1 protein-coding gene is annotated in these 26,886 nt (G+C 64.4%); it reads right to left on the reverse strand.

Annotated elements, in window-relative coordinates:
* Positions 1-32 precede the first annotated feature (32 nt).
* A complete protein-coding gene (locus V2B23_RS03230) occupies positions 33-26,567 on the reverse strand; it encodes a non-ribosomal peptide synthase/polyketide synthase (protein ID WP_430948987.1) in 26,535 nt (8,844 codons plus the stop codon).
* Positions 26,568-26,886: the final 319 nt, after the last annotated feature.

The raw sequence follows: 26,886 nt of genomic DNA on the forward strand, positions 1-26,886 counted from the left end.
GTACCCAGCGGCTACATCTTTCAAGCATCGTCCTATATGAGACGCTCTCGCAACGCTGCCGCTATGTATGCGGACGGCGCTGGATCAATCATCTGGTTGTGGGCGCAGTCGACGGTGTCGACTGCGATCTCACCGCCCACGTAGTCACGCCACTCGTCAACACTATGGCCGTTTCCAGTTGATTGTCCGGCTACGAAGTAAGTGATGTCACCACTGAAATGCGACGGACTATAAGCATTAACCAGTGTGACCGAGCGGGAATAGCCGTCGCTGATCCGGGCGAGGTGATCGGCCTCGATGCCGGTGCCGGGTCCGAGTGTTCGCTCGAGGAGGTCGACAGCCTCGTCGAACGTCGCGACGTTTGTCTCCCCCAGCGGCAATCCGAGTCCCGCGACCAGTTCGGTGACGGAGAGGTCACTCGGTTGGTCGTCGTCGGTGGACGGGTAGCTGTCGAGGATCGCGACAGTCGATACGTCCGCGTGCCGCTTCTCGAGTTCGTGGGCCACCGCGTGGGCGATGACGCCGCCGAGCGACCACCCGACCAGATGAATCGGTCCGCTGGGTGCAAGCGATTGGATGCGGTCTGCGTAGTTCTGCGCGAGTTCGGTGAGAGTGCTGAAGCTGGGTCCTCCGCTCAGGGACGGTAATTGGAGTCCGTAGAGGGGGCGATCTGCGTCCACATGCGCAGCGAATCCTGCGTATCCCCACGCCAACCCGATACCGGGATGGATGAAGAACAGCGGCGGTTTGGTTCCGCCTGCGCGCAGAGTGACAACCGGAGCGAGGAACGCGGAAGTGTCGGCGGGTTGATTCACCTGGTCTGCGGCTCGGGCGACGCCTGCGGGTGTGGGGTCGAGGAAGAGTGCTTGCAGGCGGACGCGTCGGCCGATTCGTTGGTCGAGTTCGGCGGTGATCCTCGTTGCGACGATGGAGTTGCCGCCGAGATCGAAGAAGTTGTCGTCGATACCGACGCGGTCGACACCCAGGACGGACGCAAAGACCTCGGTCACAACTTCCTCGGTGTGGGTTGTGGGCGGTGCATACGGCACAGTGCGGTTCTCGAAATCGGGTGTCGGAAGCGCGCGGCGATCGAGTTTGCCGACGGGCGTCATCGGAATCCTGTCGACGACGATGATTGCCGCTGGGACCATGTGCGCGGGCAGTCTGGACGAGAGATGATGCCGCAGTTCGGCTTCCGCGATGGTATGTCCGTCGACGGGCTGCACGTACGCCGCGAGCATGGTGTCGCCTGACGGTGTTTCCTGGCCGAGCGTCGCGGCGAAGGACACGGACGGGTGGGACGTGAGAACCGAGTCGATCTCCCCGAGTTCGATGCGGAATCCGCGAACCTTGACTTGGAAGTCGCTTCGTCCCATGTATTCGAGAGTGTGATCGGTGTTCCAGCGGACCAGGTCACCGGTCCGGTACATCCGTTGGCCTGGTTCGCCGTACGGATCAGCGACAAAGCGGTCGGAGGTAAGTCCCGGGCGGCGGTGGTATCCGCGCGCGAGACCAGGACCGGTGACGTAGAGCTCACCGATGACGCCGACGGGTACCGGCCGCAGGTGGGCGTCGAGTACCAGTCCGGCAAAACCGATGGCTGGGCGTCCGATGTTGACGTTCTTCCCCGGCCGCATGGGCGTGCTGACTGCTGCTTGGATGGTGGATTCGGTTGGCCCGTATCCGTTGAACATCCGCCGGTCGCGTCCCCAGGTGTCGACGAGTTCGGTGGGGCATGCCTCGCCGCCGACTGCGAGTACTTGCAACTCCGGCAGTGCCGAGCTTTCGATCGAGCTCAGCGCGGTGGGCGTGATGAAGGCATGGGAGACGTGTTCGCCCGCAAAGATCTCGGCAAGTTCGGATCCGCCGAACACGGCCGGCGGAATGACGACGAGGCACGCGGCGCTGCCGAACGCCATCATCAGTTCGAAGACCGACGCGTCGAAGCTCGGTGATGCGAGGTGCGCGATGCGCGAGCTGGTCTGCACGTTGAAGCGTTGGTGCTCTTCGGCGTTGAGGTTGGACAGGCCGAGGTGCGTGACGATGACGCCCTTCGGTTTTCCGGTCGATCCCGAGGTGTAGATGAGATACGCGGGGTGCCCGAGGCGCAAGGGCATGGTGCGTTCGGCATCGGTGAACCGGGCGGGACTCTGTGATGTGAGTTCGCGGTTGGTCGGTTCGGAGTCGACGACTATCCAGTCGATGTTCGGGGGCAACTTCGCATGCTGTTCGGCGACGGTCAATCCGAGGACCGCCTGAGAATCGTCGAGCATGTGAGTGATGCGTTCGTGCGGGTAGTTCGGGTCGACGGGTAGGTAGGCGGCGCCGGTCTTGGCGACTGCCCAGATCGCGATGACTTCCGAGGCCGATCGTGGCAGCGCGAGGGCAACATAATCTTCGGGTCCGATTCCCCGGGCGCGGAGCACTCGTGCCAGTCGATTGGCTTCGGTGTCGAGTTCTCGGTAGGTCAGGGTGCGTTCCTGGCTGGAGACTGCCGGCGCGTCGGGGTTCAGCGCGGCAGCGGTCTCGAGGATCTCGGGCCAGGTTCGCGGCCGGGTCGCGTCGGCGCCTAAAGCGGGGACAAGTGATTCGGTTTCGTCGGCACCGAGGATATTGATGTCGGCGACGTGGATGTCGGTGCTGTGAACCACTGTGTCGAGGATCAGTTGGAGTCTCTGCGCCAGCGCGTGAATGGTGTCGGGTTCGAAGAGGTCGACGGCAAAGATGAAGGCCGCGGACATTCCGTTCGGTTGTCCGTCTGCGTCGAAGGATTCGTTGACGACCAGTTCGAGGTCTTCCTTGGCGGTCTTGGATTCTGTTCCGAGTGCTTCGACGGTGAGTCCAGGTAGTTCCAGCGCCACCGTCTCGTTGTTCTGCAGTTCGAGCGCGACTTGGAACAGAGGTGAGTACGACGTGGACCGGGTGGGATTGACAACGTCGACGAGTCGTTCGAATGGCAGATCCGAGTGATGGTAGGCGGCGAGGTCGGTGTCGCGGATGCCTTCGAGGAGTTCGGTGAACGTCTGATCGGGGTCGACGGGGGTGCGCAGGACCAGTGTGTTGACGAACATTCCGACGAGGTTCTCGAGCTCGTCTTTTCCGCGTCCGGCGATGGGTGTACCGATGCTGACTTCGTCAGCTCCGGAAAGTTTCGCCAGGAGCACGGCAAGCGCGCCGTGTAGTGCCATGAACATCGTGACGCCTTGTTCACGAGTCAGCGCGGTGAGCGCACGGTGTGAGTCCGCGTTGATCTGGAAGTCGAAGCGGTCACCGTGGAAGGTCTGTTGGAGAGGCCGGGGGTGGTCGGCTGGTAGCGCGATGACGTCGTCGAGCCCGGCGAGTTGCGCGTCCCAGTACGCGATTTGATTGCTGATGATCGATTCGGGATCGGATTCGGAGCCGAGGACGTGTTGCTGCCACAGTGTGAAGTCGGCGTACTGGACCGGTAGCGGCTCCCAGGCCGGTGCGATGCCGGCTGTTCGCGACAGGTAGGCCGTCATGACGTCACGTGCGAGTGGTGCCATGGATGCGCCGTCCGCGCAGATGTGGTGGACCACAACAAACAGGACGTGTTCGGTCACGTCGGATTCGGTGTCGACGGTGAACAGCGTGACGCGCAGTGGGAGTTCGTCGGCGACGTTGAACCCTTCCTGTGCGAGTTCGCTGATTCGACTGAAGAGGTCGTCGGGTCCGACGGTTGCGGTGGCGATGCGGGGTAGGGCGTCGGCGACGTCGAGCACCTTCTGGAACGGTTCACCGTTCGCGGTCGGGAAGACGGTTCGCAGGCTTTCGTGGCGCCTCACGACGTCGACGATTGCGGCTGTCATGGCGTGGGTATCGAGGTCACCGGTCAATCGCACGGCAAACGGAATGTTGTACGCGGCTGAGCTGGTGTCGAATTGATTGAGGAACCACATCCGCTTCTGGGCGAGTGAGAGCGGAATATTGCCGTTTCGCTCGAACGGCGTGAGTGGGACGTGGATGCTGGTCGACGGCCCCTCGTCCCGCTGCAACGAGATCAGACTTGCCAGCTGCGCGGTGGTGGGTGATTCGAAGATCGTCCGCACGCCGAGGTCGAGGTCGAGTGCCGTGTTCAGCCTGGACACCACGCGGGTGGCGATCAACGAGTTGCCGCCGAGATCGAAGAAGTTGTCGTTGACGCCAACTTTGTCGAGGTCGAGGATGTCGGCGAACACTGCTGCGATCTGCCGTTCGAGTGGTGTCCGGGCCGCCTGGAATTCCGTTGCCGGCGCGGCGAAGTCCGGAGCTGGCAGTGCGCTTCGGTCGATCTTTCCGACGGCGTTGCGAGGTAGTTCGTCGACGATGGTGATGCTGGTGGGCACCATGTGGGTGGGCAGACGTCCGGCCAGGTGCGAGACGACGGCGGCGGGGCTGAGGCCGGATCCTTCGGAAACGGTGAGGTACGACGCGAGGACGGTCGCTCCACCTGGTCCTTCGACTCCGAGGGTGACGGAGTTGGTGACACCGTCGATGGAGGTTATCTGGGTGTCGATTTCGCCGAGTTCGATGCGGAAGCCGCGGACTTTGATCTGGAAGTCGCTGCGACCGACGTATTCGATGGTGTGGTCGGCGCGCCAGCGCACGATGTCGCCGGTGCGGTACATCCGCTCGCCTGGCTTGCCGTAGGGATTGGCGACAAAGCGTCCGCTGGTCAATCCGGTGCGCTGATGGTAGCCGCGGGCGAGCCCGACGCCGGCGATGTACAGCTCGCCTTGTGCTCCGACAGGTACCGGTTGGAGACGGCTGTCGAGGACGATTTCGCTGACACCTCGGATGGGGCCGCCGATGGTGATGGGTGCGCCGACCGTCATGGGTTCGCTGATATCGGCCATGACGGTGGTTTCGGTGGGTCCGTACGCGTTGGCGAGTTCGCGGCCAGGGGCCCACTGGGTGACGAGGTGCGGCGGGCAGGCCTCTCCCCCGACAACAACGTGCCGGAATTCGTCGAGTCCTTCGGCGTTGACGGTGGCAAGGGCGGCGGTAGTGATGAAGGCGTGTGTGACGTGTTCGGTTTTGATGAGTTCGGCGAGTTCGCTGCCGCCGTAGATGTCGGTGGGCACCAGCACCATCGTGGCTCCCACGCCGAATGCCTGGAGGTATTCGAAGATGGCGCCGTCGAAGCTGGGGGTGGCGAAATGCAGTGTGCGCGAAGTGTGGTCGGCGTGGAAGCGTCGTTGTTGGTCGAGCGCGAAACTGTCGAGACCCGAATGGGTGACGACCACGCCCTTCGGCTTTCCGGTGGAACCGGAGGTGTAGACGATGTAGGCGGCGTTGTTCAGGTCGATGGGCCCCAGTCGTTCGTCCTGACTGATCGGAAGTGTGCAGGCGAGTGAGACGTCCCGGATGAAGGGTTCTTCGTCGAGGACGAGCCACGGCGCCGCGGGTGGGAGTGAGTCGACGGAGTCGTGGACAGTGAGGCCGAACAGGACGTTCGAATCGGTGAGCATGTGTTCGATGCGGTCAGCTGGATAGTTGGGGTCGACGGGAACAAAAACTGCTCCGGTTTTGGTGACGGCCCATACTGCGAGTACCGATTCGATCGAGCGGGCAATGCCGATCGCGACGGCGGTTTCGGGGCCGGCGCCGCGCTTGATGAGTTCGCGGGCCAACTGGTTGGATTTACGGTCCAGTTCCAGGTAGGTGAGCGTGCGTTCGCCCGCGGAGAGCGCGATGTGTTCGGGGAACGTTGCCGCGGCGTCGGCGAACACTTCCGGAAGTGTTCGGGTGGATCGCCCGGGAGCGCCGAAGACCGGGACCAGGTCGCGGCTCTCGAATTCAGTGAGGATGTGCATCGACGACAGTGGTTCGTCCGGCGTCGCCGCGATGCGTTCGATCGCGATGAGGATGCGTTCGGCGATGATTTCGGTGTCACGCTCGGTGAACTGGTTTGGCTGGTATTCCATCTTGATGTGGAGGGCGCGGTCTTCGGAGGCGACTACCGCCAGGGGGTAGTGGGCGGAGTCGCGTCCGTCGATTCCCAGGACGTGCATGCCGGCGATATCGGTGCCCGCGGACAGTCCGGCGCGATCGACCGGGTAGGACTCGAAGACCGTCAAGGTATCGAAGGAAGCTGCAGGGCCTACCGCTGCCGAGATGTCGGTGAGCCCGACGTAGTGGTGGTCCAGCATGTCGGCTTGCTCGCCCTGGATGCGAACGCACAACTCGGACAGCGATTCTCGTGCGTTCAGTTGGACGCGCACGGGAACCGTGTTGATGAAGAGGCCGACCATGGACTCGACACCTGACACCTCGGGTGGGCGCCCGGAAACTGTTCCACCGAATACGATGTCGTCGCGGCCGAGCAACTCCCCCAGCACAATTCCCCACGCGGCCTGAACAACCGTTGCCATGGTCAGTCCGTGCGAGCGGACGAAGGCGCGCAGAACATCGGTGCGTTCGGGCGACAGACTGACCGAGCACACCTCACTTGTCTGCTCGGGGTCGTCGGTGGACGCGCACAACAGTGTTGGTGTGTCGATCCCCTGCAAGGCGCCTCGCCAGGCTTCGAGCGATGTTTCGCTGCTGCGGGTGGTCAGCCAGGCGAGATAGTCACGGTAGTGCGGTGCGCGGGGCAGGATCTCGGGGTCGCCGTCGGTGGCGTACAGCGTGAGCAGGTCGCGCAGCACGAGAGGCGTCGACCATCCGTCGAGCAGGATGTGGTGGTTGGTGATGACAAGTCGAGCCGAGTCGGCGCTGATACGGACGAGCATGAACCTGATCAGCGGCGCTGTTTCCATATCGAAACGCCGCGAGCGGTCGGCCTCCAGGAGGCGTGTCCACTCCGTTTCGATCTCGGAAGGCCGGAAATGGGACAGGTCCGCATCGGTCCAGTCCGCCGTTACGTCGGATCGGATGATCTGCAAGGCGCGCCCGCCGGGCGCTGCGATGAATCCGGCTCGCAGGCTGGGATGACGGTCGAGCAATGCCGCTGCGGCGCGGTGCATCCGCGCGTGATCGATGCGGCCGCCGAGTTCGAGGGTCAACTGCACCATGTACGGATCGATGCCGGTGTCGTCGAACTGCGCGTGGAACAACAGCCCTGATTGCAGCGGGGAGAGGGACCAGACGTCCGTCAGATCGGGGAATCGTGTGGTCAGGTGTTCGATCGCAGGCTGATCGAGAGTGACGAGGTCGACGTCCGACGGGGTGAGTTGCCGGGTGTGCGTCTGATCGACATAGGTGCTGAGTGCGGTCAGGGCTCGGGTCCACAGTTCAGCTAGCTCTGTCGCGTCGGCAGCGGTGAGGACGCCTCGCGGGAACGCCCAGGTGCTGCGCAGGACTGGGCCGTTGCCGCTGTCCGTGGTCACGGTGTTGATGTCGAGCACCGACGCAGCCGGGAGTTGTCCGTTGTGTGGTTCGTCGAGGGTTACTCCCGGCACTGGCAACCACGGGACTTCCTCGCCGCCGGTCTCGGTACCGCCGAGCCGTCCGAGATAGTTGAACGAAATCTGCGGCGCCGGGAGCGCATGCAACGATGGGGCGTCGTCGAGGTACTTGGCCATTCCGAACCCGATACCGTTGTCCGGTACCGCGAGCAGCGTTTCCTTCACCGATTTCACTGCCGACGCGATGGCGTCGCCGCCGGAAAGAGCGTCGATGACGGAGATGCCGGCGAGGTCGAGCCGAACCGGGTAGATGGTGGTGAACCAGCCGACGGTTCGGGACAGGTCGGCGCCTGATACTGCGGCTTCCTCGCGTCCGTGGCCTTCGAGATTGATCAGGACATCGGTGCCGCGCTTTCCGTGCGAGTGACGCCACCCGGTCACTGCCAGCGCCAGTGCTGCGAGCAGGCCGTCGTTCACCGAGCCGCCGAACAGGTGCGGAACGGCGGTGAGAATGTTGTCGGTGACCGCGGAGTCGATGTCTACGGTGATCTTGTCCACGGTCGAACCGAGGTCGACGGCCGGGTCGAGTGCCCGGTTACCCAGCAATGCGTCGCGGCCGGCTGTGGCTTCCCAGCGCGTGATTTCGGCGCGGCGCGCGGGTGCCTGTTCGGCGAGTCCGGTTGCCCAGCGGCGCATCGACGTCCCACCTGCGGGCAGCGCGGCCGGAGTGCCGGCTTCGGCAGCGGCGTAGGCGGCCGCAAGATCGGGGACGAGCAGGCGCCACGACACACCGTCGACGGCGAGGTGGTGAATTACCAGCAGTAGCCGTCCACGGGCGCTGGCTCCGACAGGATCGAGCCACACCGCCGCGATCATCTTTCCGTTCTCGGGATCGAGACGCCTCGACGCGTATGCCATGGCTTCTTCGGCGCTGCGGAGGAATTGCGGCCCCTGATCTGCACTGATCTCTATGCGGTGCAGGACGTCCGATGCGCGCACCGTTCCGGGTTCGGCGACGATCAGGCTGTGTGCGCCGGTGTCGAGTCGACTGCGCAGCACATCGTGATGGTCGAGCAGGGTTTGCAGGGCGTCGTCGAGCGCACGGGCAATGGTGTGACGAGGTAGAGAAAGGAGCGCGCTCTGGCTGTAGCTGCGGATCAGTTCGAGATCGCCACCACTGCGCTCGAGGAGCCATTTCATGATCGGTGTGAGCGGCATTGTTCCGATTGCGCCGCCGGGTAGTTCCTCCAACGCGGGTGCGGTTTCGAGGGGTTCGCTGCGGACTACCTGCGCGAGTCCGGCTACGGTTTTTGCCTCGAACACGTCGCGCGGAGTGAAGGCCAGTCCGGCGTCCTTGGCACGCGAGACCAATTGGATCGACATGATCGAATCGCCGCCGAGGCCGAAGAAGGAATCGTCGATGCCGACCGAGGGTAGGCCGAGAACGTCGGCGAAGAGGTCGGCGAGGACGGATTCTGTTGTGGTGGAGGGGCTTCGGTTCGACGTCGGTCCCAGAGTGAGCACGGTGAAGTCGGGGGCCGGGAGATGTCCCCGATCAAGTTTTCCGTTGACGGTCAGCGGAAGCTCGTCCAGGACCACTATCACTGTCGGCACCATGTACGACGCCAATTCGGCGGACACGGAGACGGTCACTGCTTCGGAATCGATGTTCGCTCCCGCTTCGGGCACAACGTATCCGACGATTCTGGAGCTGCCGCTGTCGCTGCGCACAACGGCGACGGATTGCGCGACGCCGGGGCAGCGGAGCATGGCGGCTTCGATCTCTCCGAGTTCGATGCGGAAACCTCGCACCTTCACTTGGAAATCGCTGCGTCCCACATACTCCAGCTGCCCCGCGTCGTTCCACTTCGCAAGGTCCCCACTTCGATACATTCGATCCCCCGAGTCACCGAAAGGGTCGGGTAGGAACCGCGTAGAGGTCAATGCGGGCTTTCCGAGATACCCGCGGGTGATCTGGTCACCGGATACATACATTTCTCCGATTACGCCGGGCGGTACCAGGCGTAGTCGCTGGTCCAGGACGTAGACGTTCATTCCCGGGAGTCCGCGGCCGATGATGCTGGCGGACGCGCGATGCGCGTCGTCGCGGGTCAGGGCGATGCGACTGACATGGACGGTGGTCTCGGTGATGCCGTACATGTTGATCAGTGCAGGGGTTGTTGGTCTGCGGTCGAACCACTTTCGCAGTTGACCGAGGTCGAGTGCTTCTCCGCCGAAGATGACGTAGCGCAGAGCGAGGTCGGGTTCGCCGGGTGCCGGGTGATGACCGCGGTCGGCTTCGGCGAGTTGGTAGAACGCGGTGGGCGTCTGGTTGAGGACGGTGACACCTTCGCGGCGCAGCAGCTCGTCGAACATGTCGGGTGAGCGGGTGGTGTAGTAGTCGACGACAACAAGTCGGCCACCGTGCAGGAGCGGGCCCCACAGTTCCCAGACGGAGAAGTCGAAGGCGTAGGAGTGGAACATCGTCCACACGTCGGTGTGGTCGAAGCCGAAGGTCGGGGACGCGTTGTCCATGAGGGTGAGGACGTTGCGGTGCGAGACGAGTACGCCCTTGGGTTGTCCGGTCGATCCGGAGGTGTAGATGATGTAGGCGGTCGAGTCGCCGCGGAGTGGGGCCAGGCGATCCGCGTCGGTGATCCGGGACGGCGCAAGATGCTCGAGGCGCAGGTCTGTTTCGGGTGTGCCGAGTTCGACTACCGGAAGGCTGTCACCGTCCGTGAGGCCGTCGGGCAACATCCGCAGGAACTCGTCGGAGGTGATCAGGGCGCCGGGTTGTGCGTCGGCGACGAGGAATCGTATGCGCTCGCCCGGATAGGTGACGTCGATCGGTAGGTAGGCGCCGCCGGCCTTGATCACGGCCAGGAGCGCGACCACCAGTTCGGTGGTGCGGGGCAGCGCGACTGCGACGACGGATTCCGGTCCTATCCCCTGGGCGATCAGCAACCTTGCCAGGCGATTGGCGCGGGCGTCGAGTTCGGCGTAGGTCAGTGACGTGGTGCCGTCGCCGACGGCGGTAGCGCTGGGATTCGCTGCGACGCTGGCGTAGAAGCGGTCTGCGATGGTGTCGTCTGCGGTGAGCGACGCATATCCTGCGGTGTTCCAGTCGGTCAGCACGGTGCGGCGCTCGGTGTCGTCGAGAATCTCGAGGTCGCCGAGCCTGGTTGTCGGCTCCTGCGCAGCGGCGGTGAGCAATTCGACAAACCGGCGAGCATAGGTTGCCATGAGATCGGCGTCGAAAAGATCTGTGGCATAGATGAACTCGGCGTCGATACCGTCGGGAACGCCGTGTTCCCCGTACCGTTCCGTGACCGAGAGTTGCAGATCGAATTTTGCGACAGGTAGGTCGATGTCCACCCCGGAGACACTCAGTCCGGGAAGTTCGAGTGTCGGTACCACGTTGTTGCGGAATTCGAGGAGGATCTGGAACAGCGGTGTGTGCGATGTGGAGCGCTCAGGATCCAGTGCGTCGACCAGTCGCTCGAACGGTAGGTCACCGTGCTGGAACGCACCGAGGTCGATCTCGCGCACCTGATCGAGCAGGTCGGCGAAGGTGGAGTCGAGGGAGAGCGGGGTGCGCAGGACCAGGGTGTTCACGAACATGCCGATGAGGTGATCGAGTTCGGCTTCGCCGCGTCCGGCGATGGGTGTTCCGATCACGATGTCGCTCTGGCCGGACAGTCGCGCAGCAAGTGCGGCGTAAGCGCTGTGCAGGACCATGAACATGGTGACGCCGCGCCGGCGGGCTATGTCGGCGAGGAGTCGGTGGGTGCTCGCCGGAATCTCGAACGGCGCCGCGGCGCCTCGCATCGACTGCTTTGCCGGACGGGGATGCGAGGTGGGCAGATTGATGGGTTCGGGCAGATCCGCCAGTTGGTGCGTCCAGTAGTCGAGTTGACGGGAGAGTTCCGAGTCCGCGTCGTCCTCCGAACCGAGGTTCGCCTGCTGCCACAGCGTGAAGTCTGCGTACTGGACGGGCAGTTCGGCCCAGGTCGGCGCGCTGCCGGTGCTGCGTGCGGCGTAGGCGGCGGCAACATCGAGCGCGAGGGGGTTCATGGAGAACCCGTCGGCGATGATGTGGTGAGCCACGACCACGAGAACGTGGCGATCCGGAGCGATCTCGAGCAGTGTGCTGCGAATCGGGACCGCACGCGAGACGTCGAAGCCCGCTGATCCGAATTCGAGGATGCGGTTGATCAGATCCCGCTCGGCGATCGGTTCCGGTTCCAGATTCAGTGGAACGTCATCCACGGAGACGATGCGTTGCGTCGGTGTTCCGGCGGTGGCAGGGAACATCGTCCGCAAGCTTTCGTGTCGATCCAGGACGTCGTCGAAAGCGCGGGTCAACGCGTCGTGATCGAGTTCTCCGGTCAAGGTGACGGCAAGTGGGATGTTGTATGCCGATGAGCTGATGTCGAATTGGTTGAGGAACCACATGCGCTTCTGTGCGACGGACACCGGGATGGGTTCGGGGCGCTCGATCGGGGTGAGTGGCACTCGCGCAGTGAGGTCGCGGCCGGCGTTCTGGGCGGCGTGTGCCAGTGCCCGTACCGTCGGGGCGTCGAACAGGGTCCGCACGCCGATATCGCAGCCCAGCGCGGCGTTCACGCGTGCAACGACGCGAGTCGCGGTGAGCGAGTTTCCGCCGGCGTCGAAGAAGTGCGTGTCGAGGCCGATCGGTCCCGATTCGAGGACTTCGTCGAATGCTGCGGCGACCAGTCTTTCGAACTCGGTGTTGGGGGCCGTGAATTCTCCACCGGCGGTGTCGAACTGCGGTTCCGGGAGGGCCGCCCGGTCGACTTTGCCGGTGCCGGTTAGTGGGATGTCATGCAGGATGACAACGCTGGCGGGGACCATGTGAGCGGGTAGGTGCTCACGTGCGTGTGCGAGGACGTCGGCGACGGTCACCGCAGCGTCGCTGTCGATCAGGACGTACGACGCGAGTGCCTGTTGATCGGCCGGTCCGTGAACGGCGAGGGTGACGGCAAATTCGACGCCCGGCAGCGCGGCGAGGGCAGTGTCGATCTCTCCGAGTTCGATGCGGAAGCCGCGGATCTTGACCTGGAAGTCGCTGCGGCCGAGATATTCGACGGTACGGTCGGTGCGCCAGCGCACGACGTCGCCGGTGCGGTACATCCGCTCCCCTGGTTCCCCGTACGGGTCGGCGACAAAGCGCTCGCTGGTCAACCCGGCGCGCTGGTGATAGCCACGCGCCAGTCCGGCGCCGGCGATGTACAACTCACCGGGCACTCCCACGGACACCGGTTGGAGGCGTCGGTCGAGGACCAGTTCACGCACGCCCCGGATCGGTCCGCCCAGGACGACGGTGCCGTCGGCGGGTATCGGGTCGCTGATGTTGGCGCCGATCGTGGTTTCGGTGGGCCCGTACAGGTTGTGGAAGGACCGCCCGGGTGCCCAGGTGCGCAGCAGTTCCGGCGGGCACGCTTCACCGCCGACGATGACGCACGTCAACGCGTCGATACCGCTCGGGTCCACGGAGGTGAGCATGGCGGGGGTGAAGAATCCGTGGGTGACCGCCTCATCGCGCAGGACTGCGGCCAGTTCCTCGCCGCCGTACACGGTGGTCGCCGCGATCACCATGGTGGCGCCGTTGGGGAAGGCGAGGAGGTATTCGAGAACGGAGGCGTCGAAGCTGGGCGAGGACAATGCCAAGGTGCGGGACTGCTCGTCTATCCCGAAACGCTCACGTTCTTCGTCGGCGAAGTTCTCGAGGCCGGAGTGCGTGACGAGCACGCCTTTGGGTTGACCGGTCGATCCCGAGGTGTAGATGACGTACGCCGCGTTGTCCAAGCGCGTGGGGATCATGCTGGGGCCCGATTCCGAGGTGGCCAGACGCGCCTGCGTTTCGGGTGAATCCAGTTCGATCCATGCAATAGCGCCAGGTAGTTCACCGGAGTGCTCGGTGGTGGTGATGCCGATGTGCGCGGCGGAGTCCGCGAGCATGAACTCGATCCGCTCGCGTGGATAGCGCGGGTCAACCGGAACAAAGGCGGCACCGGCCTTCGTGATCGCCCACATTGCGACGACGGATTCGACGGACCTGCTGACACCGATCGCGATCCGATCCTCAGCCGCAACGCCATCGGCGACAAGCATCCGGGCAAGGCGATCGGATGCGTCGTCCAGTTCGCGGTAGGTGACCCGGCGCGCGCCGGCAGCCACTGCGATCCGGTCCGGGAAACCGGTTGCGGCGTCGGTGAACAGTTCGGCAAGAGTGCGATTCGACCCACCCGGTGTCCCGTGCGCCGGAACCAGTTCGCGCATTTCCTGCTCGGGCATCAGGGACAGGTGAGCCAGCGGCAGGTCGGGCTGCGCGGCAATGAGTTCGAGCGTGCGCATCAACCGATCGGCTACGGCGTCGACGTCCCGATCGGCGAGTGCGCCCGGGAAGTACTCGAACTTGAGCTTGAACATGCCACCGTCGGTGGACGCGATGACGGCCAACGGGTAGTGCGCGGCGTCCTGCGCGTCGTGCACGTCGAGAACGTGCATTCCGGCGATGTCTATTCCGGCGGACAACCCGCTGCGATCGACCGGGTACGACTCGAAGACGGTCAATGTGTCGAACGTGGCTGCGCCGCCCACCGCGGCCGAGATGTCCGGTAGACCGACATGATGGTGGTCGAGCAACGCGGTTTGTTCACTCTGCACGCGAATGCACAACTCGGCCAAGGTTTCCCGGGCGTCGAGTCGCACCCGGATGGGAACGGTGTTGATGAACAATCCCATCATCGACTCGATCCCGTGCACCTCGTGCGGCCGCCCGGAGACCGTGCCGCCGAAGACGACGTCGTCGCGTCCGAGCAATTCGCTCAACACGAGTCCCCAGCCCACCTGGATCAGTGATGCCATGGTCAGTCCGCGGGATCGCAGGAATCCGCGCAGGGCTTCGGTTCGCGCGACATCGAGTTCGAGGAATGTGTCACGCGATGTGGTGGTCAGTTCGTCGGCCGTGTGGGCCTGGGTGACCAAGGTAGGTTCGTCCATCCCGGCCAGGGCATGCGACCAGGCTGTCAAAGCCGACTCGGTGTCGCGGTGTGAGAGCCATTCGAGATAGTCGCGGTAGGGATGGACGCGGGAGAGGGCACTTTGGTCGGAGTCCGTCGCGTACAGCGTCAGCAGATCCCGCAGCAGCAGCGGCATGGACCAGCCGTCGAGGAGGATGTGATGGTTGGTCAGAATCAGTCGGTACGTTGTCTCCCCCGTCCGTAGGAGCAGGAAACGCAGCAATGGCGCGGTGGCCATGTCGAACCCGCGGACGCGATCTGCTCGGAGCAGTTCGTGGAATTCTGTGTCCTGCTCGCTGGGCGGCAGCGGAGAGATGTCGATCTCGGTCCACGGCACAACCGCATTCGCGTGGACGACCTGCACGGAGTTACCGGCCTCGTCGGTGACAAACGATGTGCGGAGGTTGTCGTGCCGATCGAGCAGTGCTTGCGCGGAGCGATGCAGACGCGCAGGTTCGACGCTCTCGAGGTCGAGGGTCAACTGGACGGTGTACGCGTCGACGGTGTGTTCGGCGTACCGCGCGTGGAAGAGCAACCCCGCTTGCAGGGGTGAGAGTGACCAGATGTCGGCCAGATCGGGGATCTGCTCCTCGAAGCGGTCGATAGCGCTCTGATCGAGGTCCACCAGCGGGAGATCGGACGGTGTGAAGCCTCCGCGTTCGGCGTTCTCGGCGTGAGCTGCCAGGGCGGTGAGCGCCGATACCCACAGATCCGCGATCTCCTGGACGTCGCTGCCCGACAGGACGCCGGTCGGGTACGCCCATGTCGCCGACAATTGGGGTCGCCCGTCGATGTCGGTGGCGACGGCATTGACGTCCAGGACAGCCGCGAGTGGCATGTCGGATCCCCGCGCGGATGCCTCCAGATCGACGTCCGAGGCCAACGCCCAGTCGCCGTCGTGAGTGGATTCGGAGCCGCCGAATCGGCCCAGGTAGTTGAAGGAAATCTGAGGCGAGTCCGGTCCCGAAAGCTGTTGCTGCCCTACATCGTCGAGATACCGGAGCAGTCCGTATCCGATGCCGCTGTCCGGAATTGCGTGAAGAAGTTCCTTGACCGATTTGAGAAGCGGTCCGGCATTGCCCTGCCCGGACAGAAGTGCGGCGGTATCGACTCCCGACAGATCCACCCGCACCGGGAACACGGTGGTGAACCAGCCGAGCGTGTGTAGAACGTCGGCACCGGGGACAACGTGCGCTTCGCGGCCGTGTCCCTCCAACGAGACCAGTACGTCGTCGGTCCGAACTCCGCGAGACGATCGCCACTGCGTCACCGCCAGTGCCAGCGCAGCGAGCAGTCCGTCGTTGACCGAGCCCGAGTACAGGGCGGGCAGGGTGGTCAGCACCGTCTCGGACACGTCCACCGGAACCTCGACGGCCACGCGCGCCAACGCCCGGTCGGTATCGAGGTGCGGGTCCAGTGGCCGTGAACCGATTTGCGGGTCCGCTCCGGCCAGCATGGAACGCCACAGGTCTATCTCGCTGCGCCGGGTCGGGGCGATCTCGGCGAGCGCGGTTGCCCAGCGCCGCAGGGACGTTTCACCGGGGGTCGACGTCGAGGCGGGAGTGAGTCCGGCGTCGAGTTGATGGAAGGCTGCCGCGAGTTCTGGCACCAGCACCCGCCAGGAGACACCGTCCACTGCAAGATGGTGAATGACCAGGAGCAAGCGCCCGGCGCCGGTGGGGCCGGACAACCAGGTGACCTTGATCATCGACCCGTTTCGGGGATCCAACCCGTCGCGGGCGTCGTCGAGGGCGGAGACGACCGCCTCGTCGAACTCCGACGTACCCGGTACGGCGTCCACCTGCACGTGCCGGCACACGTGTGCCGCGTCGATGCTCCCGATCTCACCGACGACCAGCGCCCGGTGCGGTTGCACTTCGAGCCGAGCACGCAACGTGCCGTAGCGGTCGAGAACGACTTGCACTGCGGCAGTGAGCTGTTCGATATGATGCAGCGCGGTGGGGGCGTTGAGCAGAGTGGATTGCGAGAACGAGTCCAGGCCCGCCGTGTTCTCGGCAAATCGATCGAGCCACCAGTGCGCCACAGGCAGGAGGGGCATCGAACCCACTCCCCCTCCCCGCAGTTCCTCCAACACGAGCGGGACCGCGTCTTCGGCAAGTTCGATCACTGCCGCCAGCGCGGCGACGGTCTTGGCTTCGAACACCTCGCGCGGAGAGAACACGATGCCGCTCGCGCGAGCCCGAGCCACCAGTTGGATCGACATGATCGAATCGCCGCCGAGCGCGAAGAACGAATCGTCCACGCCTACCGAATCCAGCCCGAGAACGTCGGCAAACAACGCGGCGAGAGACGTCTCGAGTTCGGTTTCCGCTGCTCGCGAATGCGTTCGAGCGGCAGCGAAGTCCGGGACCGGGAGTGCGCGGCGATCAAGCTTTCCGTTGGACGTGCGTGGCAATTCGTCGAGGACGACAACCGTCGACGGCACCATGTGCGGGGCCAGTTGGGTGCTGACCACTGCGATCACGTCATCCGGATTCAGAAGCGAGACATCGGTATCCGAGGCGACGACATATCCGACGATGCGTGCCGGTCCGCCGTCACGTTCGACTGTGGTCGCGACAGCTTGGGCCACACCCGGGCACCCTGTGAGCGCTGTTTCGATCTCGCCGAGTTCGATGCGGAATCCGCGGATCTTGACCTGGAAATCGCTGCGACCGAGGTACTCCAGTTCGCCCTCACCGTTCCAGCGGACCAAGTCACCGGTCCGGTACATCCGGCTACCTGGGGCTCCGACGGGATCGGCGACAAAACGTTCGGCCGTGACTGCGGTTCGGTTCCGGTACCCGCGGGCCACACCGTCGCCGCTGACGTACAGCTCGCCGGCCACACCGATCGGCACCGGGTGCAGTCGCGCGTCGAGAACGGATGCGGTGATCCCGAGCGACGGCCGCCCGATGCTGACGCGCCGCGACGGCGTCAGCGGTTCGGTGATGCTCGCGACGACGGTCGATTCGGTCGGCCCGTACGCGTCGATCATGATCCGCCCCGGGCGTGCCCAGGCGGCTACCAGTTCAGGCGGGCAGACGTCGCCGCCGGTTCCGACGGCCTCGATGTCGCCCAGGACGCTTCCGTCGACGGTTGCCAGGGCAGCGGGCGTGATGAAGGCGTGAGTGACGTGTTCGTCGCGCAGCAGTGCCGTGAGTTCGTCGCCGCCGAGGATCGACGGCGCCGCGATCACCATCGTTGCGCCCGCGGACACCGCGAGCAGCAGTTCGAGGATCGAGGCGTCGAAGCTGGGTGAGCTGAAATGCAGGGTCCGCGAGTGTGTATCGACCCCGAATGTGGTGCGTTCCTGCTCGGCGAGTGCTGCCAGGCCCCGGTGGGTGACCATGACGCCCTTGGGGACTCCGGTCGAGCCGGACGTGTAGATGACATAGGCAACGTGGTCGAGGGATCGGGGCGCGCGGAGTTCCGAATCCCGGATCGGCTCGTCCGATGCGGCGGCGCACTCTGCGCGGACCTCCATCGTGTCGAGAACAACCGTGCTCACGTTGGGCGGAATGATGTGTGTGTCGGTCGTGGTGGTCACCACGACGCACGCGCCGGAATCGGTGATCATGTGCTTGATCCGGTCCGCGGGATACGACGGGTCGACGGGAACGAACGCTGCACCGGTTCGAGCGACCGCCCAGATCGCGAGCACGGACGTCGCCGATCGCGCCAGGGCCAGCGCCACGACGGTCTCCGGGCCTGCGCCGCGCGAAATTAGCACTCGTGCAAGTTGATTGGCGTACCGATCGGCAGAATCGTAGGCGATCTCGATTCCCTCGAAGGACAGCGCGATCGAATCGCTGCGGTAGTTGGCCGAGAGCAAGTCCGGCAGAAGCGCAGGTTCGGGAAGTGTCCGCGTGTCGGCGGCGTGCACCTCGGCGCTACCGAGCAAGTCGATGTCGCCGACGGGTGCATGTGGATCCCGGGTGACCGCGTCGGTGATTCGGAGCAGGTACTCGGAGAATCGCTCGATGGTGGAGCTGTCGAACAATGCGCTCGCGTAGGTGAATCCGGCCTCGATACCCGCCGGTTCGCCGTGCTCGTCGAACTTCTCGGCGAGCGTCAACTGGAGATCGAAGTTGGACACCACTGTTTCGAGGTCGAGAATGCCCACGTCCAGGCCGTCGAGAGTCAATGTCGGACGCTCGGTGTTCTTGAACTCGAGCATCGCCTGGAACAGCGGGGAGTGCGACGTGGAGCGCTGCGGCGCCAAGGCATCCACGACGCGCTCGAACGGGATGTCCGCGTTGTCGAAGGCGTCGAGGTCGACACTGCGGACCTGCCCGAGAGCGTCGGCAAAGGAGCGAGCGGGGTCGAACCCGGTGCGCAGGACCAGTGTTCCCACGAACATGCCGACCATCGGATCGAGCAGCGCGTTACCTCGCCCGGCAATCGGTGAACCGATCGCGATGTCGTCCATCCCGGACAATCGTCCCAGCAGCAACGCATATGCCGCGTGCATCGCCATGAAGAGGCTGCTGCGAGAATTCTGCGCGGTGGTCAGTAGCCGCCGATGTACGTCCGCGTCGATCTCGAACCGCACCACAGCTCCGGACAGATCCTGAACGCGCGGACGGGGTCGATCCGTCGGCAGTTGGAGTACTTCAGGGAGCCCTTCGAGTCTGCGTGTCCAGTAGTCGAGCTGGCGGGACAACTCGCTCCCACGTTCGGCGACATCGCCGAGGACGCTCTGCTGCCACAACGCAAAATCTGCGTACTGGATCGGCAGCGGAGCCCAATTCGGCACGAATCCCCGGGTGCGGGCGGAATACGCGGTCATCACGTCGATTGCCAGCGGCGCCATCGAGAAACCGTCCGCGCAGATGTGGTGCACCACGACAACGAGGACATGTTCGTCGGTCGATACCTGGATCAGTTCCGCTCGGATCGGCGGTGCCACCGTGACGTCGAATCCTGCCGTGGCGACATCGTTGATCCGGCTGCGGAGCTCGTCGGGCGTGCAGCGGAGCAGTGGCAGCGACGGCAACGCGTCGGCTGCCGGAACGACGACCTGAGCGGGAACACCGTCGACCATCGGGAAGGACGTGCGCAGCGATTCGTGCCGATCGAGTACGTCGCCGAGTGCATTCTGCAGGGCGCCGTGATCGAGGTCGCCGCGCATCCGGATTGCGATGGCCACGTTGTACGCCGACGAGTTGATGTCGAACTGGTTGACGAACCACATCCGCTTCTGGGCCAGTGACAACGGGATTCGGTCCGGACGCACCTGTGGTTCGAGTGGAAGTGTTGTCGCCGCGCGTGCCGCGCTCGCGCAGTTCGTTGCCAGGCCTTCGACGGTCGGCTCGTCGAAGATACTGCGGATCGACAGGCTCACTCCCAGTGCGTCGTTGACGCGGGCAATTGCGCGGGCCGCGATGAGGCTGTTGCCGCCGATGTCGAAGAAATTGTCGTCGACGCCGATCTCGTCGATACCGAGAAGTTCAGCGAGGATGTCTGCGATGGTCTGTTCGAGCGGCGTACGTGGTGCGACATAGGCCCGCGTGCTCGTGAAGGTGGGATCCGGCAACGCCGTTCGATCGAGCTTTCCGGTGGAGCCGAGCGGAAAAGCGTCCATCGTGATGATCGACGACGGCACCATGTACGCCGGGAGTTCGTCCCGAAGTACCTGCCGAATCCGATCCGGATCGAGCGCCGCCCCCTTGTCGCCGATCGCGTATCCGACCAGGGAATCGCCGAGAATGTCGTCGTGATGTACACGGGCCGCGGCCTGCGCTACCCCCGGGCTACGCAGTATCGCCGATTCGACCTCGGGCAATTCGATCCGCAAACCACGAATCTTGACCTGGAAATCTTTTCGGCCGATGTAGTCGAGTTGACCGTCCACCCGCCACCGCACGATGTCGCCCGTGCGATACATGCGGGCGGCTCCGGTTCGGCTGTACGGATCGGCCACAAAGCGGTCGGCGGTGAGCTCGCTCCTGCCGAAGTATCCGCGCGCCAACTGCACGCCGGCGAGGTACAACTCGCCGTGAACGCCGACCGGAACCGGATGCAGGCGCGAGTCGAGCACGTAGACCTGGGTGTTCCAGACCGGTGCGCCGATCGGAACCGACGTTCCCGGGCCGGGCAGGTATTCGGCCGCGGTGACGTCCACAGCAGCCTCTGTCGGTCCGTACAGGTTGTGCAGGGCGGCATCGCTTAGACGGGTCAGGGCCATCGCCGTCGCCGGCGGTAGTGCTTCGCCGCTACTGAATACGTGGCGCAGAGTGGCGCAGTCGTCGCGCGATGCGGCCGCAACGAACTCCGCGAGCATGGACGGAACGAAGTGAGCCACGGTGACCCGCGATTCGGCGATCAACGTCGACAGGTAGGTCGGGTCGCGGTGACCGTCCGGCGCCGCGATCACCAACTCCGCACCGGTCTGCAGGGGCCAGAACAGTTCCCAGACTGACACGTCGAACGTGATCGGCGTTTTCTGCACCACAACATCCGACGGTTCCAGCGGGTAGGCGCCTTGCATCCACTTCAGCCGGTTGACTATCGAACGATGCGATACGGCAACACCTTTCGGGCGACCGGTGGAACCGGACGTGAAGAGGACGTAGGCGATGTTGTCCGGGCGGAGCGGAGCAATCCGGTCGGCGTCGGTAACCGGAGGGGTCGGCGAAGCTGTGAGGTCGACATCGAGGAGGTCGATGTCCGCCGGGAGGTGTCCGCGATGCCCACTGCTGGAGAGGACACACACCGGTGAGGCCACGGAGAAGACGTACCGGATTCGCTCCTCGGGATGGTCCGGATCAACCGGGACGTATGCGCCACCGCTACGGATCACCGCATGGATCGCCACCAACAGTTCCAGCGAGCGCGGAATCGCCACCGCGACGCGCTGATCAGGCCCGACACCGCGGTCGATCAACGTTCGAGCCAGTGCGTTCACCTGGTTGTCGAACTGTTCGTAGGTCAGTGTGGCGTCACCGAAGCGCACAGCGACCGCTTCGGGAGTTCGCTCGGCCTGGGCGCGTGTCAGATCGTCGAGGGTCAGTGGCTCGAGCGGTCGCGACGTCGCGTTCCACCGCTCGAGGACCAACGCGCGCTCGCCTGCTGCGCACAGGTCGATGTCTCCGACGGCGGAATCCGGCGTCTGAGTCACTGTGTCGAGAAGGGTGACAAATCGATCGGCCAATCCGGACATGGTGTCGGAGTCGAACAGATCACTTGCATAGTTCAATCGCCCTTCCAGGTGATCACCGCGCTCGGTGACAATGACCTGGAGATCGAATTTAGCTGCGCCGGTGGCTAATTCGTCCACCGACACGGTCAGGGACGGTAGAGCGATCTCGCTGGGCGTCGCACCCTCCATGACAAGCATGACCTGGAACAGTGGCGAGTCACCGCTCAGGGCGTCCACCAGCACGTCGTAGGGAACGTCACTGTGCCGCAGTGCTGCCACATCGGTAGTGCGCGTGCGGGATACGACGGTCTCGAAACTCGCGGCTGCGTCGACGACGGTGCGCAGGGCCAGCGTGTTGACGAACATGCCGACTACATCGTCGAGCGCACGTTCACTTCGCCCCGCGACGGGTGTGCCGATGACGATGTCGTTCCCGCCGCTCTCCCGAGCGAGGAGGACTGCCAACGCTGCATGCACGACCATGAACACGCTGGCGTCGTGCTCGGCAGCGATGGCCGCAACGCGGCGATAGGTCGGTGCATCGATCGTGAAGTTCACGTCGTGGGCGCGCAGGAATCCACGCGCCGGGCGCGGATGGTCCATCGGAAGTTCCGGAAGGTCTTCGCGGGCAGTCAGTTCCCCGCGCCAGAAATCCAACTGTGAGCCGAGAATCGAATCGGGTGCTGCCGCGTCACCGACCACGCGTCGCTGCCACTCGCTGAAATCGCCGTACTGCACCTCGAGCGGCAGCCACGCCGGAACCCGTCCGGACTCCCGGGCCGAGTACGCCACCATGACGTCACGGGCCAACGGCGTCATCGACAGTCCGTCGGCGGCGATGTGGTGCACCACCAGCACCAGCACGTGGTCCTGTTCGGAGGCTTCGAGCAACACCGCCCGCACCGGGGGCGCCGACGTGACATCGAACCCCAGTCGCGCCAACTCTTCGGCTCGGGCACCCATCGCGCCGGCGGGGATCGTCTCGACGGTCAGTTCCGGGTTCACCTCGGCGACGTCGAGGACCTGCTGCACCGGCCCCCACGCGGTCGCCGGGAACACCGTGCGGAGAGACTCGTGGCGGATCAGCACATCCCGCAGAGCCGTCGACAATGCCGCCACGTTCAGCGGGCCCGTCAAGTGCACGGCGATCGGAATGTTGTACGCCGGTGACGCCGGGTCGAGTTGGTTGATCAGCCACATGCGCTGCTGCGCCAGTGACGCCGGAATCGGTTCGGGCCGCTCGATCCTCGTCAACGGCGGGAGGAGGGTCTCCCGTGAATCCGAGGAGTCCGCGCGCGCAGCCAGGCCGGCCACGGTCGGTGCCTCGAACAGGTCGAGCACGCTCAAGGACGTACCGAGCGCACCGTTCACCCGCGCCACCACCCGCGTGGCAATCAGCGAGTCGCCGCCGAGGTCGAAGAAGCTGTCGTCGGTGCCGGCGCGAGCGATGCCGAGAAGGTCGCAATACACGGCCGAGACGCGCTTCTCGGTGGAGCTTTCCGGTGCGCGGTACTCGCCGATCCCCGACGCCTCGTCGATTGCGGGCAAGGCGTTGCGGTCGATCTTCCCGGCGGGCGTCAGTGGAATCGCGTCCAGCACCACGATGCGCGAGGGCACCATGTGCGGTGCCAGCGAGGCCGCAGCATGTGCCGTCACCTCCGGCACCTCGATACGCATCCCTGGCGCTGCCGTGACGTACGACGCCAGCATCGTCTGTCCACTGCTGCCGCTCACCCCGACAGTCACCACGTCGTCGAGACTCGGATGCTGGCGCAGCACTTCGTCGATCTCACCGAGTTCGATACGGAATCCGCGGACTTTGATCTGGAAGTCACTGCGGCCGAGGTATTCCAACTCGCCGTCGGCAGTCCAGCGAACCAGATCGCCGGTCCGGTACATCCGCTCGCCGGCTTCCCCGTTCGGCGTAGCGACAAAACGCTGAGCCGTCGTGGCGCCCTGTCCGTGGTAGCCGCGGGCCAGGCCGACACCACTGACGTACAACTCACCGGCCACGCCGATCGGCACGGGATGCAACCGTGCGTCGAGCACCATCGCCGACGCTCCCCGCACGGGTTGCCCGATCGTGACCGGAACGTCGCTGCGCAGCGGACCGGCCATGGTGGCGACAACAGTCGTCTCGGTCGGTCCGTACGCGTTGAACATCAATCGGTGCCCGGCCCATTGCTCGACCAGCGACGACGAGCACGCGTCACCGCCCGTCGCGATCACACGCAGTAGGGGCAAGTGGCCTGGATCAACCGTCGCGAGGGCAGCCGGGGTGATGAATGCGTGCGTCACTTTGCCCGCACGCAGGACCTCTGCCAGTTCTTCTCCGCCGTAGACCGTGGGCGGTGCGATCACCATCGTCGCCGCGGCTCCGAACGCGAGCAGGAGCTCGAGAACCGACGCGTCGAAACTGGGGGAAGAAAAGTGCAGGGTCCGTGCGTCGGGGGTGGTGCCCAATCGGATTCGTAGTTCCTCGGCAAAACTGCTCACACCGCGATGCGTGACGACAACACCTTTGGGCACGCCGGTCGAACCCGAGGTGTAGATCAGATAGGCGGGATCGTCGAGTCGCAGAGGCCGGAGCAGATCTGCGCCGGTGATCGGAGCGCTTGAACGGTGCTCCAGATCGCCGAGCACCAGCCAGTCGACCGTATCCCCCAAACCGCCCCGGACATCGCTGGTGCAGATCCCGAGCGTCGCTCCGGAGTCGGTCAGCATGTGTGTGATCCGGTCAGACGGGTAGTGCGGGTCGACGGGGAGGAACGCGCCGCCGGCCTTTGCGACAGCCCAGGTGGCGATCACCGATTCTCGTGAACGTGCCAGAGCGAGCGCAACATACGTCCCCGGTCCGACTCCGCGCGCAATCAACTCTCGCGCCAGCGCATTCGACTGGGCGTCGAGGTCTCGGTACGTCAGTGCCTGATCGCCCAGGACTATCGCGTCGGCATCAGGGTTCACTTGTGCGGCGGCGCCCAGAATGTGTGCGAGAGTGCGAGGAGTCGCCGCTGCGGGACCGGGAACTGCGTGGAGCGATTCCCCTTCGGCCTCGTCGAGTATCGGCAGGTCACCCACTGCCATAGCTGGAGATTCCAGCGCCCGTCCCAATACCCGCAGGACTCGCGAGAGCACCTGCCGCGCGGAGCGCTCGTCGAGGACAGCCTGGTCGTAGGCGGCCTCCAGAGTCAGCGTTCCCGCGTCGTCGACGACACCGATTGCAAGATCCGTGCCCGCGACAGAGCCGTTGGTAGGCCCGTCGTTCAGGACGACATGAAGTCCGGCGGTATCCACGACGCTCTCGCTGTATTCGCGGACCGTATTATTATGTGCTGCAACATCATTAAACACATCGACACACGAATGCGCTTGATCGACGGCGCTGCGGAGCGGCACCAGGGGTGCGCCCGGCGCAAAACGAGCGCCGATCACGATGTCGTCGATGTTGGTCAGCCGAGACAGCACGATGGCCAGGGCGCCGTGAACCAGACTGAACACGTCGGTGCCCGCTGCCCGCATACGCTGGTGCAACTCGGGTGCAATGGGGGTGCGCAGAGTTCCGATCCCCTCGCGGCGATCCGAGGTGCGTGGACGATCGAGCACCACCGACGCGCCTTCGGGGGCGTCCGTCATCTCCCTCGCCCAGAACTGCTCGAGTTCACGAGCCCGTGCGCGCTCGCTACCGATCTCAGCAGATCGGCGATGAACCTGATCGAGCGGTGTGCCGGGCCCGACTGCGATCAACTCGCCAATCAACTCCGCAAAATTTGCGTGGTGATCTTCGAGTTCGGTGTGCTCGTACCGATCCGGATTTGCGCGGAACTCGATCAGCGTCTTGACGGGGCTACCGCTCTGGTAGATGTTGACCAGCAGGTCTTCCACCGGACCCGACGTCACGATGTGATACTCGCCGATCATCGGACCCAGGGTGATTTCCTGCCGGAAGAGCATCACATTCATCATCGGCCCGGACAGTCGCTGGTCTTCCACCGACAGTCCGGCGTCACGGCGAATGTCTTCGAGGCTGCACCGCTGATGCCGAAGCGCGCCGAGTAGCTCGAGCTGCACCCGCCCCACCAAATCATCGACAGTGTCACCCGGGAGCACCTCGATATGCAGCGGAGCCACGTTGACCAACATGCCGCCCGAACGCTGCAGCGGCGCGGTGGTGCGGGCCGAGACCGGCAAATTGATCAACACGTCCCGATAACCGGTACGACGCGAGAGATAGCAGGCCAACGCCGAAATAAGCACAGCAGCCGGCGTTGCACCCGACCGCGCACTCCACCCGTCCAAAGCTGCGACGGAATTTTCCGACAGCGAACCCGTCACAATCCGAGAATGCGCTCGAGGTGGCGCTTCCCGGCCTGCGAGTGTCGATCCGTGATCCACGCCCGCGATGCGATCTGCCCAGTACTGCCGATCAGCGTCGAACCGACTCGACACCCGATACGCCTGGTCCAACTCCGACAGCTTCACCACATCGAGCGCTTTGTTGGGCGCGGGCTCACGCCCCTCGAGTTCCGCGGTGTAGAGCGCCGCGATGCGGTTGACGATGGTCATACCGCTGTATCCGTCGAGCGCTACGTGGTGAATTCGCGTGTACCACAGGTAATCTCGATCCCCCGTTTGCAGGATCGTCATTTCGACCAGCCGGTCGCGCGTCAAATCGAGCGGTGTTGCGTGGTCGTTGTCCATCCACTTCGCGGCTGCCTCGCGCGGATCGTCGCATTCACGGAAGTCGAAGTAGTCGATCTCCGCGCCGATCGTGGGGTCGACGATCTGGCACGGCTCGCCATCGGGGTACATCAACCGAAGGAACGGTGATTCGAACTCGTGCGCCGCTGCCACCGCCGACCGCGACAACAAGTCGATGTCCAGGTCGCCGTGTATCTCGATGTACTGCGCGATGAAGTACGGAACCGCCGGGTGCAACTGCTGCGCAAACCACATGCTCCGCTGTACCGCGGACAACGGAAACGCCCCGGCAGGCAGGGTTCGAGCCTGCTCGCCCATGTTGTCGGTACCCATCACAACCACCCCCGCATGCTTCGCCGGGAGTGGCGATCCAAAGGTGTGGTTCGGGGATTGAAGAAGTACATCGCACCGCCTCGATATCGAGAGTGGAAACCATGAACGACCCTGTTCGAGCCCACCGAATACCTGATCAATCGCGATAGTGACGCGATAGTGGGTCGGCTCGGAGTTCGAACCTCCCCGAAGGTCCGAACTGAAGGATTTAAGTTGTGTCGCCTCGTGTGCCCACCGCATATTCACGATGCTGCGCACACAGCTACAAAGTGATTGCCCAGACGGGGAGGATCGAAACACCTCGTCGATCGAAAGAAAT

Source organism: Rhodococcus sp. 24CO, from assembly GCF_050586165.1.
In the GTDB taxonomy this organism is placed as follows: domain Bacteria; phylum Actinomycetota; class Actinomycetes; order Mycobacteriales; family Mycobacteriaceae; genus Rhodococcus_F.